This is a genomic window from Nonomuraea sp. NPDC048882, assembly GCF_040649755.1.
Lineage (GTDB): Bacteria > Actinomycetota > Actinomycetes > Streptosporangiales > Streptosporangiaceae > Nonomuraea > Nonomuraea maheshkhaliensis.
Genome location: NZ_JBEZGB010000035.1, coordinates 29459 through 42954, shown reverse-complemented (window position 1 = coordinate 42954; position 13496 = coordinate 29459). Strand labels below are relative to the sequence as shown.

General features: G+C 71.9%; 12 protein-coding genes. 7 read left to right on the top strand and 5 right to left on the bottom strand.

All coding sequences use genetic code 11. The features are described 5' to 3' along the window. Positions 1-89: 89 nt before the first annotated feature. From AB0C27_RS54610 to AB0C27_RS54600, 3 genes are all read left to right on the top strand, one after another. Positions 90-896 (top strand): alpha/beta hydrolase, encoded by an 807-nt coding sequence (locus AB0C27_RS54610; protein ID WP_357862916.1) that lies wholly within the window; start codon positions 90-92, stop codon positions 894-896. A 93-nt stretch (positions 897-989) separates the two neighbouring features. Next, positions 990-2102, top strand: a complete 1113-nt coding sequence (locus AB0C27_RS54605) for a DUF3500 domain-containing protein (RefSeq protein ID WP_357862914.1) — start codon at positions 990-992, stop codon at positions 2100-2102. Positions 2103-2281: 179 nt separating this feature from the next. Next, a complete protein-coding gene (locus AB0C27_RS54600; protein WP_357862912.1) occupies positions 2282-3700 on the top strand; it encodes an MFS transporter in 1419 nt (472 codons plus the stop codon). Positions 3701-3709: 9 nt separating this feature from the next. On the opposite strand, the gene AB0C27_RS54595 is transcribed toward AB0C27_RS54600, so the two are convergent. Then, on the bottom strand, positions 3710-4477 hold the full coding sequence (locus AB0C27_RS54595) for a DUF899 family protein (protein ID WP_357862910.1): 768 nt from the start codon (positions 4475-4477) through the stop codon (positions 3710-3712). 119 nt (positions 4478-4596) lie between these two features. Next, a complete protein-coding gene (locus AB0C27_RS54590) occupies positions 4597-5619 on the bottom strand; it encodes a hypothetical protein (protein ID WP_357862908.1) in 1023 nt (340 codons plus the stop codon). Between the two features lie 294 nt (positions 5620-5913). On the opposite strand from AB0C27_RS54590, the gene AB0C27_RS54585 reads away from it, so the two are divergent. Continuing rightward, positions 5914-7212 carry an MFS transporter gene (locus tag AB0C27_RS54585; protein ID WP_357862906.1) on the top strand — a complete coding sequence of 433 codons (1299 nt, stop codon included), beginning with the start codon at positions 5914-5916 and terminating at the stop codon, positions 7210-7212. A gap of 43 nt (positions 7213-7255) precedes the next feature. Here the strand turns inward: AB0C27_RS54585 and AB0C27_RS54580 are convergent, their stop codons facing one another. Beyond that, positions 7256-8710, bottom strand: coding sequence for a sulfatase-like hydrolase/transferase (locus AB0C27_RS54580; RefSeq protein WP_357862904.1), 1455 nt, complete (start codon positions 8708-8710; stop codon positions 7256-7258). Positions 8711-8928: 218 nt separating this feature from the next. Further along, the gene (locus tag AB0C27_RS54575; protein ID WP_357862902.1) at positions 8929-9984 is read right to left on the bottom strand and encodes a LacI family DNA-binding transcriptional regulator; all 1056 of its coding nucleotides are present in this window, start codon (positions 9982-9984) and stop codon (positions 8929-8931) included. 74 nt (positions 9985-10058) lie between these two features. Between AB0C27_RS54575 and AB0C27_RS54570 the strand changes: the two genes are divergently transcribed. Together AB0C27_RS54570 and AB0C27_RS54565 are read left to right on the top strand one after the other, a co-directional pair. Beyond that, entirely contained in the window at positions 10059-11327 is a 1269-nt protein-coding gene (locus AB0C27_RS54570; protein WP_357862900.1) for an MFS transporter, read from the top strand. Continuing rightward, a complete protein-coding gene (locus tag AB0C27_RS54565; protein WP_357862898.1) occupies positions 11324-11485 on the top strand; it encodes a hypothetical protein in 162 nt (53 codons plus the stop codon). Before AB0C27_RS54570 ends, AB0C27_RS54565 begins: the two co-directional genes overlap by 4 nt. A gap of 55 nt (positions 11486-11540) precedes the next feature. On the opposite strand, the gene AB0C27_RS54560 is transcribed toward AB0C27_RS54565, so the two are convergent. Then, positions 11541-12416: a hypothetical protein gene (locus tag AB0C27_RS54560; protein WP_357862896.1), complete on the bottom strand. Its 876-nt coding sequence runs from the start codon at positions 12414-12416 to the stop codon at positions 11541-11543. A 238-nt stretch (positions 12417-12654) separates the two neighbouring features. Between AB0C27_RS54560 and AB0C27_RS54555 the strand changes: the two genes are divergently transcribed. Continuing rightward, positions 12655-13398: a hypothetical protein gene (locus AB0C27_RS54555; protein ID WP_357862894.1), complete on the top strand. Its 744-nt coding sequence runs from the start codon at positions 12655-12657 to the stop codon at positions 13396-13398. The last annotated feature ends 98 nt before the right edge of the window (positions 13399-13496 follow it).

The window sequence follows — 13496 nt, the reverse complement described above, 5'->3', positions numbered from 1 at the left end:
CTGTGATCCAGGTCTCCCCAATGGCGTAACAAAGTGATACGGTCTTCTCAATTCATAGAGCTATCCGAATAAGGGGGCCAGCAGTGGCCATGCGTCAGGCAGAGCACGACCCCGAAGGATCGGCCGAGACCGTACGGGCGGGTGAGCTCGACGTCGGCGTCATCGACGACGGTGGCGGCGGGGTGCCGCTCGTGCTCGTGCACGGCGGTGAGAGCGACCGCACCCAGTACGCCACGCTCCGCTCGTACCTCGGCCCGGGGATCCGGGCGATCTCCTACGACCAGCGCGATTCCGGGATCACCGTGAACCCGCCGGTCCCGTACTCGCTGGGCGACCTCGCCGACGACCTCGCCGACCTGTTGGACGCGCTGGGGCTGGAGCGCGCGCACCTGCTGGGCACCTCCTTCGGCGGGGCCGTCGTGCAGCACACGGCACTCAGGCATCCCGATCGGGTCGCGTCCCTGGTCCTGATCGCGACCACGCCGAGCTTCGCGCTCTGCCCGCAGCAGGTCGGGGAGCTGTTCGACATGTCGCACGACGACCGGCAGCAGGCGGTCAAGGACTTCTTCGTCACCCCCGAAGGCCAGGCCGAGCTGCACAACCGGGCCGCCCAGACGCTGGCGTACCGTGATCAGGGCAAGGCCGGCCGCCGTCACGACGCCGCCCGCCGTCACGAGGTCCGGGACCGTCTGGGCGAGATCACCGCACCCGCCCTGATCGTGCACGGCACGGCGGACCTGCTGGCGCCCTACTCCGGCGCCCTCCTGATGGAGGAGCGGATCCCGGACGCCCGGCTGCGTGCGATCGAGAACGGCCGCCATGCGATCGCGATGGAGTTCGCGGAGCCGATCGCCGGCTACATCCGCGATTTCCTCGGAGTATCCGTTGAGAGATGACATACGGCGGGGATGTACCGGTATGTCGCACGGGTCGGGTCGCCCTGCGGCCTCGCAGGCGTCCAGGCCGGCCCGTGATCAGCGGAGGCAGCAGTGATCGACACCGGCCGCGAGGTCGCCAACCGGATGGCCGAGGCGGCCCTGACGTGGCTGGACTCCCTGGACGACGACCAGCGCCCAGTGGCGGTCGGCCCGCCGCCGGGCAGTGGCGAGGGCGGCGAGGGAGAACGTACCCGCTGGTTCTACACGCCCACCGACCACGGCGGACTCACCTTCCACCAGCAGCGCCCCGCCCAGCACCGCCTGGTGATGCGGCTGGTCGCGAGCGGTCTGTCCGAGGCCGGCTACAACACCGTCGCCACCGTGCTCGGCCTGGAGAACGTGCTCGACCGCGTCGAGGGCTTCTCGGTGAACTGGGGACGGGAACGTACCCGCGACCCCGGCATGTACTACCTGCGTGTCTTCGGCGAGCCCGGCGGCTCGCGGCCGTGGGGGTGGCGCTTCGGCGGCCACCACGTCTCCCTCAACTACCTCGTGGCGGACGGGCGCGTCGCCGCCACGACGCCGTGCTTCCTGGGCGCGGACCCGGCGGCGTCGCCGCTGCTGGGCGGCGCGACGCTGCGCCCGCTCGGGGCGGCCGAGGACCTGGCCCGCGAGCTGGTCCGTTCCCTGGGCCCTGAGCTCGCCGGCCGCGCGGTGCTGCTTCCGCGCGCTCCTGACGACATCGTGTCGGGCAACACCGCCCGGATCGACGACCGCGTGGTACGGCGCAGCGAGCTCTGGCGCCCCGGCCCGTACACCCCGGACCGCGCCGAGCAGACCGCCACCGGCCTCCCGGACGCGGACCGGCAGGCGCTGGCCCTCATCCCGTCGCCCAAGGGCGTGCCCGGCGCCGAGCTCGACGCCACGCAGCGCGAGGTGCTGCGCGCCCTGCTCGGCACCTACCTCGACCGCGTCCCCGACGGGGTGTCCCCGCTGCCCCGCTACGACGAACCGGCGGCGCTGGACGCCGTGTACCTCGCCTGGGCCGGCTCCACCACGGCGGGGGAGCCGCACTACTACCGTCTCCAGGGGCCGCGGCTGCTGGTCGAGTGGACCAACGTCCAGCGCGGCGGCAACCACGCCCACGCGGTGTGGCGGGACCCGGAGACCGACTTCGGCGGCGACGTCCTCGCCGCCCATCACGCCGCCCACCACGTGCGATGAGAACGGCCGCCACCCGTCCGTGGCGGTAAAGATCACCTGCAGAACACCGCACCGGCGGTGCCCGCGCCCATGATGGGCCGCCGGTTCCGTCCGGCATGTCCGTGAGGCGTTCCACAACGCCCACGCGTCTCCACGCGTCTCCACTCGCCTTACTCGTCGGCAACGAGGAAAGGACTTTCATGAGCACTGCCCAAGCTCCCCCGGTCGGCGTCGGAAAGGCCGCCGTCGCGGCGCTCGGCCTGCTGGCCACCGCCACCGGGGCCCTGGAGTCGGTGGTGTCACCGACGCTCCCGCTGCTGCAACGCGAACTGTCGCTGAGCCCCGCCCAAGGGGCGCTGCTCAGCATCGCGCTGCTCATCACCGGCGCGCTCCTCCTGCCCGTCACCGGCAATCTCGGTGACCGGTACGGCGGGAAACGGGTCATGATCCGGCTGATGGCGGTGGTGCTGGCCGGCGGCCTGGTCTCCGCGCTGGCGCCGAACCTGCCGGTGCTGCTGCTCGGCCAGGTGCTGCAGGGCGCGATGGTGGGCGCGCTGCCCCTGTCGTTCATCCTGGTACGCAAGCACCTGCCGCAGGGGGACTCCCAGGTGGCCATCGGGGTGGTCAGCGGGCTGTTCGTGGGCGGCGGCATGCTGGGCACCCTCATCGCCGGACCCATCGCGGAAGGGCTGTCGCGGCACTGGATGTTCGCGATACCGACCATCGCCATCGCCGTGGCGACCCTGCTCGTCCACCGGCTCATGCCGGACGACCCGCCGGTCCGGTCGGACGCCAGGATCGACTGGCCGGGCCTGGTGCTCCTGAGCGGCATCCTGCTGACGCTCATGGTCGTGCTCGCGATCGTGCCCGAGGCCGGCGCTCAGCCCCTCGAACTCGGCGCCCTCGTCCTGCTCCTGGCCGCCCTCGTGGCCGGATGGATCCGGGTCGAACGCCGGTCCGCCGCGCCGATGGTCGATCTCCACCTGCTCGCGCGGCCGGCGATCTGGAGCTCGTACGCGATCACCTTCGCCGTCTGCCTGGGCACCTCGCTGTCGATGTATCTCGTTCCGCAACTGTTCGCGGTGAGCGCCGACGGCTACGGATTCGCGGCCAGCGCCACCGACATCGGGTTCTACCTGCTGCCCGGCGCCGTCGCGGCGGCGGTCAGCGGGCCGGTCGCCGGGATCGCGGCACGGCGGTTCGGCCCGCGCGCCGCGGTCACCGCCGGAGTCGTCGGCATGACGGCCGCGCTGCTCGCCCTGGCGTTCCTGCACGGCGCGATCTGGCACCTCGTCGTCGGCAAGGTGCTGGTCGCCCTGGCCAGCGGCGTCTGCGTCACGGCGGTGGTCGTCAAGACCGCGACCACCGTCGACCATCGCGACACCGGCACCGCCACCAGCCTGGTCCTCGTCATCCGGGTGGTCGCCTTCGCCGCGGGCGCGCAGATCGGCGGCGCCTTCCTCACCGCCGCGACCCCTTCAGGGTCGGCCGTCCCGGCCGAATCGGCCTTCGTCGCCGGCTTCGTCATCGGCGGTGCCGTCGCCGCGCTGTCCCTGCTCGCCGTCCGCAAGATGGACGCCGTCCGCAAGATGGGCAAAGGACAGACCGGCGCTCCGTAGCCGGGTGCGTCAGGGTGTGGCTGAAGAGCCGAGGTCGTCGTCGCGGCCGGCCGCCAGGCGTGACCACTGGGCGGACGGGCGGCCGTCGAGCCGGAACTGGCCGCCCTTGGAGCCCCAGCGTTGCGGCCAGCCTTCCGGCACGTCCTGCCAGGTCTCCTGCCGCCCGTAGACGGTGAGATCCAGCAGCCCGTACGAAGGCGCCATCACCTCGTTGCCGCGGCCGGTGGTCCAGTAGGTCTCGAACACCTGGTCACCGTCACGCAGATAGCAGGCCAGGACGCCGAAGTGCCGTCCGGCGATCAGCCGGTCCACGGATTCGCGCGGCACCGCGTACCAGGGGACGGGGTAGCCCATGAACGCGCGGTAGCGCGAGACCTCCTCGTACGGGCCCTCGGCCAGGACCGCGTAGCTGACGTCGCGGGAGTGCAGGTAGCCCAGCTCGGTGACCTGGGAGGTGCTGAAGGTGCAGCCCTCGCACTGGTGCGCGGCGGAATGGCCGGTGTGCCACATGTGGAAGTAGGCGATCAGCTGCGACCGTCCGGCGAACAGGTCGATCAGCGGCACCTCCCCGTCCGGCCCGGTCAGCGGGGTCCGCGGATCGACCTCGACCATCGGCAGGCGTCGGCGCGCGGCGGCGATCGCGTCGCCCTCGCGGGTGTGGGCCTTCTCCCGGATCCGGAGCCGGTCCAGTTCGGCCTGGAACGCGGCCCGGTCGGCGGCGACCGGAGGCTTGGCCGCGTCGGCGATCGGGGAAACCTCGGTGGGCTGGTCGGTCATGACGAGATCCTTTCTGTGGTGGCCGGATGGAAGCGGCCGGTTTCGTGTCGTTCCTGAAGGACGGCCTCACCCCTGCTACGAACGCCACCGCCCCGATCCGACACCGCCACCGGATTTCTTCATCGCGTGCTTTTTTCGGCAGCCGTTCGCGTGCTCGAACCGGTGCCGGTACGGCGGCCCAGCAGTGCCAGCAGGACCACGGTGAGCAGCCCCAGCGCGGACAGTTGCACCTTGTCGGCGAGGGTGGCGGCGTTGGCCACCACCCCGAAGGCGGTGTGTCCCACCAATGCCCCGCCCGCCAGGCAGAGGCTGTGCCGGTCCGACCAGCGGCCGGCCGTCCAGCGCCGTACCAGCCACCCGGTGAGTACGGCGAGCAGCCCCGCGGCCAGCATCGGCACGGCCACCCATGCGCCGTGGGTGAAGGCGGGCTGACCGGCTCCGCCGAAGGGGAACAGCAGCGCCAGGTACCCGAACCCGGCCACCAGCCCGAACCCGCCCACCGTCCACGGCCCGGGAACCGGCACCCCGGTCCGGGCGGGGGAGCAGGCGGGCGGGAGCACCCGCAGGGCCACCACCGCCAGCAGCACCACCGCGACCAGGCACCCCGCCAGCACGGGGACCGGCGCCTGGTAGCCGGGGTCGATGGAGGTCGCCACGGTCAGCCGCAGCAGCAGCCCGCCCAGCACGAACACCACCGCGGCGACCACCAGACCCGTCCGCTTCAGGTACGGCCGGTCACGCAGGGACGGGACGGCCAGGTCGGTCAGGAGGATCGGCAGCGCCACGCTGAAGACGGCGTGGTACGGCAGGTTGAGCTCGGTGTAGGCGGTGTTCAGGCCGAGAAACCGGGGCGCCCAACCCGCCACCCCGTACATGGTGGGGCTGCTGAGCGCCTGCAGCACCAGCCCTTCCTCGACGATGCCGTACGCCAGCCCGAGCAGCAGCACGGACGGCCAGCCCCCGCGGCGCCGCCGTACCAGCTCGCGGATCAGCACCGTGCCGGCGCCGTAGATCGGGATCCACAGCAGCATCAGCCAGATCTGGCTGAGCGGCGGATTGCCCAGGGTGAGTTCGGCGATGAGCGGAGTGATCACCGCCAGCAGCAACGCGGCACGCCGGCCGCCCTTCGGTCTGTCGTCCATGGTTGATCAGCGTGCCGGGCGCGGGAGGCGCCTCTCTGCCTGCGAACGGCCGGACTACGCCAGCCTCCGGACGCTCTCCCATGGTCCTTTGGTTGCCATGGCCGGTGGCTTTGGTCGCCTGGGCGAAGTCGCAGGCCTGTGGAAGATCGTCCGACGGTGGCAGACTGCGAATCGTGGCGGACTCCGGTTTCTGCACGTTCGGCACCCGAACGTGCGCGGCTACCCCCGCGACCCGCGCCGCCGCACCCCCCGAAGTGAGGAACGGAGTTCATCGTGCCGAGTGAGTCTCGATCCATGACCCCCGACGACCGCAAAGTCCTCGCCAGCACCCTGGCCGGCACCACCATCGAGTGGTACGACTTCTTCATCTACGCCCAGGCCGCCGGCCTGGTCTTCGGCCCGCTCTTCCTCGCCCCGGTCAACCAGCAGGCCCCCGGCCTGGCGACGCTCATCTCGCTGGCCACGATCGGGATCAGCTTCCTGTTCCGGCCGCTCGGCGCGATCATCGCCGGCCGCTACGGCGACCGGCTGGGCCGCAAGCGCATGCTCGTGCTGACGCTGCTCCTCATGGGCGTGGCCACCATGCTCATCGGCCTGCTGCCGCCGTACGAGACGATCGGCGTGGCGGCGCCCATCGCCCTCATCCTCCTGCGCATCCTCCAGGGCTTCTCGGCGGGCGGCGAATGGGGCGGCGCGGCGCTGCTGGCGGTGGAGCACGCGCCCCGCGACCGCCGCGGCCTGTGGGGCTCCTTCCCGCAGATCGGCGTGCCGATCGGGCTCATCCTGGCCACCGGCGTGCTGTGGATCATGAGCGCGCTCACCACCCCTGAGCAGTTCCTGGCGTGGGGCTGGCGGGTGCCGTTCCTGCTCTCGCTGACGCTGATCATCGTCGGCTACCTGGTACGGCGGGCCGTCGAGGAGAGCCCCGTCTTCAAGGAGCTGCAGCAGCGCACCAAGACCTCCTCCGCGCCGCTGCGCGACCTCTTCCGCGGCCACACCAGGAACGTCGTGCTCACCGCGCTGATCTTCGTGGCCAACAACGCCGCCGGCTACCTCCTCATCGCCTACTTCATCAGCTACGGCACCACCGCGCTCGGTCTGCCCCGGCCGTCCGTCCTGCTCGCCACCGTCGCCGGGTCGGTGGCCTGGCTGATCTTCACGATGTACGGTGGCGCGCTGTCGGACCGGATCGGCCGGGTCCGCACCTTCCAGATCGGGTACGCGGTCGTGTTCGTGTGGATGATCCCGCTCTTCCTGCTGATGGAGACCCGCGACATCTGGCTCTTCGCCCTGGCGATCATCGTCCTGGCCACCGGCCTCGGCCTGTCGTACGGCCCCATGTCGGCCCTGTACGCCGAGATGTTCCCCGTCTCCGTGCGCTATTCCGGCGCGGCCATCGGCTACGCGCTCGGCGCCATCCTGGGCGGCGCCTTCGCCCCGACGATCGCCGAGGCGCTGGTGCAGGGCACCGGATCGGCGTTGTCCATCGGGGCGTACATCATGGTGCTCTGCGTGATCTCGCTGGCCGCCGTCACGATGGTCAAGGACCCGAAGGGCGCCGACCTGGGGCTGACCCAGCAGCCGATCACCTGAACGACGCCCGTCCGGCTCACCCTCGATGGGCCCGGCCGCCGGATCAGCCGGAGCGGCCGGGCCGGTCGCCGCCTTGGGGCGGATAGTCCTCCAGCTCCGCTTCGATCGCGTCCCAGGCGGCGCTGAGCCGGGCGACGAGCTCCTCCTCATGGGCGGCGCGGTTGGCCCGTTCGCGCGGGTCGGCCGTGACGTCGTACAGCAGCTGCTGTGTCGCCTGGCCCTCCTGCTGCGGCAGGACGCGCAGGTACTTCCACTTCCCGCGGCGCAGCGCGCCGGACCGTCTCATCCGCCAGAACAGGTCCCGGGTGGGAGCCTGCGCGCCGTCCAGGAGATAGGGGATCAGGCTGTGGCCGTCCAGCGGATATTCGGCGTGCGGTTCGACGCCGGCGGCCTCCAGGATGGTCGCGGTCCAGTCCTGGGTGACGACGGGGACGTCGCTGACCTGGTTGCCGCCGATGCCGGCGGGCCAGCGCACGATGGCCGGCACGCGGATGCCGCCCTCGTTGAGCTGCCCCTTCGAACCGGTCAGCGGCCACAGGTACGACCAGCGTTCGCCGCCGTTGTCGCTGGAGAAGATCACCAGCGTGTCGTCCTGCTGCCCGCTGTCGGCCAGGGCTTTCAGCACCTGGCCGATCCCGGCGTCCATGGCCTCCACCATCATGCGGTACGTGCTCAGCGAGCCGCCGTCGTTGTGCGCCAGGATCTGCCCCTCCTCCTGGCCCTCGGTGATGCGCCGGGTGAGATCGTCGCTGACGGCCCTGTCGCCGGGGCCCTCCCAGGGCCAGTGCGGGGCGGTGTAGTTGAGGTTGAGCAGCCACGGGCCGCCGCTGTTGGCCCTGATGAAGGCCGCGGCCCGCTCGGACACCGTGCGCGTGTAGTACTCCAGCGACTCCGTCCGGACCTCGCCCTCGTACAGGTCTGTCTCGCCGCTGCCGCTGATCTTGGAGAAGTAGTCGACGGCGCCGCCCAGGTTGCCGAAGAAGGTGTCCCAGCCGGACTTGACCGGGCCGTAGTCCGGCAGGTAGCCGCAGTGCCATTTGCCGAACATGGCGGTGGCGTACCCGGCCTGCTTGAGCAGCGAGGCCAGCGTCGGGTGCGCCACGGGGAGGCCGACGCCCGCGCCCGGGCCGGGGATCGGCTCCAGCAGCCCGGCCTTCAGACGGCCCGGGTAGCGGCCGGTGTAGAGGGCCAGGCGGGTCGGCGAGCACACGGCGGAGGCGGCGTACCCGTGGGTGAAACGCAGGCCCTGGCCGGCCAGGGTGTCCAGATGGGGGGTGCGGATCTCTGGCGCTCCGTAACAGCTGAGGTCGGCCCAGCCCAGGTCGTCGGCGAAAATGAACAGGATGTTGGGGCGGGAGGGGCGTTCGGCTCGCGTGGCGGCCCGGAACGGGCGTTCCCGCGTTGGGCGTGTCGTCTGTGCCTCGGTCGTCGAGGCGGTCGAGGCGGTGAATGCGGCCGCGCCGGCGGTCAGGACCCCTCTCCTGCTGAGTCCACCCATGGAGCCGTCCTTTCGTGAGTGACGGGTCGATGGTGTCGACTGTGACGGCGGCGCTGTTTCCCGGCTGTTTACGCCCTACGGCCAGGAAGGTCACACGGCCAGGAAGGTCACACGGCCAGGAAGGTCACACGGCCGGGGAGGCCTTACGGCCGGGCTGGCATCGCGGTCGGGCGGTTATGGCGGGTCCTCTCGTTCGAGAAATCGGCGCTCGAACGCGGTCACCGCCGGGTGGAGTCGCGCAGGACCAGGCGCCACTCGGTCGGATCGGTCCCGGCCGCCGGCTCCTCGCCCAAAGCCAACTGTGCGCAGAGGGCCCCCTGGGCGCGCAGGTCCTGTGCGACGGTCGTCAGCCCGGCTGCGGCGGCAGCGTCGGTGCCGTCCCAGCCGGTGACGGCGAGGTCGCCGGTGACGGCGAGGCCGGCACGGGCGGCCGCTCGCAGCAGGCCCAGGGCGAGCTCGTCGCTCATGGCCATGACGGCGTCCGGCGCATCAGGGCCCGTCAGGAACGTGGTGGCCAGGGCGTCGGCCTCGCTCGCGCTGTTGCGTGCGCACACCGCGACCCGCACCTGCGGCCAACGTCCGCCGCCCGCCTCCCAGGCGTCACGGACTCCGCGCAGTCGTTCACGGGTCACGCGGAACGTTGCCTCGGCCGGGTCGAGCCCGGCGCGGACCCCGGGCGTACGGGCGCGATCGAGCGGGAAACTGAGCACCATCGGCCGCCGCGCGCCGGCGAAAGCCGCGGCGGCGACGGCGCGGGCCGCGGCGCGGTTGTCGATGGCCACGAACGGCAGGTCCGCGTGGTGCGGCCCGCCGTGCACGGCAACCGGGAGGCCGGTGGCGGCCACCGCCGGCAGGACGGGGTCGTCGTCGCTGGTCGTCCAGACGACGAACCCGTCCACCGCGGCCTCGGCGACCCGGTCGGCGTCGGAAGGCTCCCCGGTGATGGGCACGATCGTGAGCCCCAGGCCGTGATCGGCGCAGACCTCGGCGACGCCGGCCAGGAACCGGGTGGCCTGGGGGTCCTCGAAGGCGTAGGTGAGGTGCTCGCCCAGCACCACCCCGAGGCTGCCGGTCCGCCCCCGGCGCAGCGAGCGCGCCCCCGGATGCGGGCCTGGGTATCCCAGCCGGGCGGCGGCCTCGCGGACCCTGGCCCGGGTGGGCTCGGAGACGCGATCAGGCCGGGCGTAGGTGTAGGAGACGGTCATCACCGAGACCTTCGCCGCCCGGGCCACCTCCGCCATGGTCGGCCGGGGCCGTGCAGGGTCTTTGGCCATGCCTCACTCTATCTTGTGTATCGTTAAACAGCATGTGTACCGATACACAAGCGAGCCATCGGCTCCGGGCCTGGGTGCCATATGCGGGATTCGCCGTCTTCGGCGCGTTCTGGGGCGTGTGGGGCGCGTCCGTGCCCGCCATCCGCGACCAGGCCGGGCTGACCGACGGCCAGTTGGGCACGGCGCTGCTGTTCATCGCCGCCGGCGCCCTGCCCGCCATGCCCCTCGCCGGCCGGGCCGTGGACCGATGGGGGCACCGCGTCACGGCGATCACCCTCACGGCACTCGGCATCGCCGGCATCGCCGTGGCCGTCACCGCTCACGACCTGCCCGCCTTGTGTGCGGGACTGGCGGTGCTCGGCGCGTCGTCCGGCGCCGCCGACGTGGCGATCAACGCGGCGGCCGGCGCCGTCGAGCGTGCCACCGGCCGCCCGGTCATCACCCGGGCACACGGCGTCTTCTCCCTGGCCGTGGTCGCGGCCAGCCTCGTCACCGGCCTGCTGAACGCCGCGGGCCTGCCCGTAGTGGTGCCGTACGCGCTGGTCATGCTCGCCGCCGGTGCCGTGAGCGTCGCCGTCGTCACCGGCAGACGTACGCAGACGGAGACGGCGGCCCGTCACGGTCACGCCCACGCGCTGACCGACGCGGTCCGTAAGGATCTTGCCCGCCCGCAACCCGACCCTGCCCGCACCTCAACCGAGCACAGCACCCGGCCGGGTTTGCGTGCTCAGCTGCCGCTCCTGCTCGTCGCGGGCGGACTCGGCGCGCTCGGATTCGCCGTGGAGAACGCGCACCAGAGCTGGAGCGCCGTCTACCTCGCCGACGCCGTACACGCGGGACCCGCGCTGATCGGCGCCGGGCCCGCGGTCTTCGCCCTAGCCGTCGCGCTCACCCGCTTCGCGATCGGCGCCCTGCAGAACCGTCGCGCCCTGCACGCCTGGATCGTCCTCACCGGCGGCGCGGTGATCTCCGCGGCGGGGACGTCCCTGCTCGCCCTCACCACATACCTCCCTCTGGCGCTGCTCGGGCTGGCCCTGGCCGCCGTGGGCACCGCCGTGCTCTTCCCCACCGTGCTCGGCCTGGCCACCGCCAACGTCCCCACAGCCGCCCGGGGCACCGCCACCTCGGTCGTGTCCACCTTGGCCTATGTCGGCTACCTCGCCGGTCCCGTGTACGTGGGGTACTGGGCACAGGCGGCCGGGTTGCCGGGCGCCATGCTGGCCGTGGCCTCACTCGCCGCCGCCTTGGCACTGCTGGCCTGGCCCGCGCTCAGAGCCGTCGTCCCCTCCTCCGTACGGCACCGCACCGCCGAAGCGGAGACGACGGGCGGACCGCGTACGTGACGGGACAGCCCGCTCTTGGCGGAGTTCGGCGCGCGACAACGGCCGCCCCGGCGACCACCACCGACATCGCCCGCCGCCAGGGCGACCGCGTCTACCACGTCCTGACCGAACTGGGCGCCCGCCTGCTACGCGGCTCGGCAGCCGAGCGCGCGAACTAGTAGCCCGTAGCGGATGGCGGGGTGATGCCCTTTCGTACGGGAGAGTGCTGCTCGCTCAGGAGTGGATCATCGGTGGGCGAGCGGCGATGGACTGGTTGAGCGCGTTCGCCACAGCGTGGACGAGCGCGAACTGCGAGGCGTCCCACACGAGGTGGAGACCGTTGTGGCTGCGGAGGGTGAGCCTGCCGTACTGGAGGACGGGCAGGCGGGCGTTGTTCTTGAACCGGCGGTCGGGGCCGCCGTTGACGTTGACGTAGCGCCAGGTGGAGTCCACGACCGTGCCGTCGGGCGGCACCGGGCCCGCCTCGATGAAGCGGGCGTGCTCCAGGCCGGCGTGGAGGTGCTGGTAGGCGAGGTCGGCGACGTGGCGGCCGTCGCGGATCAGGACGCGGTCGGGGAGGAAGTGCACCGAAAGGCTGCCCGCGGTGAGAGTCGGAACGGCGACGTTGGTGACCAGGATCGGCGGTCCCGTCAGCCGGGCCGAGGCGTTCAGCCTGTGCAGCAGTCTGGCGGCTCCGGCGTTCACCTTGAACTGGTGGGTGCTGGTGATCGCGCCGGACGCGGTGATCAGCCAGAACCCGTGGGCCCGCTGGAGCTCGGCGACCGAGCCGACGAGGTGGTCGAAACGCCAGGCGGCCTCGTCGGTCACGTCGTACATGACGACCACCGCGCGCGCCGCCCGGTCGCGCAACGCCACCCAGAGCACGAACGGCACGCCGACGGCGACGACGACCAGCCCGAAGCGCCCTGTGACCAGCCCCGCGACGAGCAGCGCAGCCAGGACGTACGGCCAGTAGAGCCGTCGTTCAGCGGCCTTCTGCAACTGCCGGACGATCTCACTCGGCTGAGCCGGCGCCAGGCTGACGACGTCGTGCATGACCACCTCACGGTCAGGTGCGACGGTGCGGTACGAGATCGTCCCGCGTCCCATGCGCACGACGTTGCCACGGGGGCCCATCCGCGCCCGGAGACCCGGAACAGCGGTCGAGACCGCCATTCCGGCCTGGCCGAGAGTGAAACGGAACGGTCCAACTCTGAGGCTGGTGCGCACATAGAAACCCACGATGAGGAATCCTTCCGACCCGGGCGCCTGTTACCGGGGCGATCGAGGTGCTGTCGGTAGGGCCATGTCGCGGTTTCCTCGATCACCGGCACGTATCGTGACACGGGTGATGGACGCCTCGCCCGGTCGCCCGGCCCTGGACGTCGAGTCGATCCAGGAACTGGCCCGCGCGCGTGGAGCCACCCCGGATCCGGGGCCCCATGAGCCTGAGCCCGGCGGTCAGCCCACCGTCGTCTCGCCGGAGGCGCTCCCGACCAACCGGAAGGGGCTCGCGCAGATCGTGCACGCCCTCGCGGTGGGCGGCTATACGGTCTGGGACCCGCAGGAATGGCCGGCCCTGGCCACCGCGCTCCTGATCTGCGGCGCTGACTGGCCCGCCATCGCGGACCTGGCGGCGTTGGCGGACGCACGGGACCCACAGGACGCACAGGGCGAGCCGGACGCGGCGGACACCTCGGACGATCGTGCCATCGTCGCCGCAGTCGCCCGCCTGGAGCAGCAGGTCACCGTCAACCTGGGCGACGAGGACCGACTCCCGTTCTGGGACGTGGCCGCCGGGCTGATCGCGCGAGCCTGGCGGTTCGGCGTCGGCGGTTCCGTGTCGGACGCCGTCACCCTACTCGGCAACCACTGGCTGGACCTCCGCGCAGATCTTCCCCGCACCCCGGAGGGGAGTTACCCATCGGGTGTCGTCGCCTGCAACTGCGCGTGGTGGCTCGCTGAGCTGGCCGCGTTCCAGGACACCGAGCCGGACATGACCGTACTGCTGTGCGAGACCGAACGCCTGCTACCGCCGTACTCCGTCACCGCCTCCTTCTGCACGGCGGCCGTCCACGCCCTGCGGTGGTAACGGGCCCGGGCAATACGCTCTCGGGATCTCGTACGGCGAACTCTGAATCTCCTCCTGATCGGCCGGCCTCTCGACAGCCGCGACGCCGCAAGCCGGAC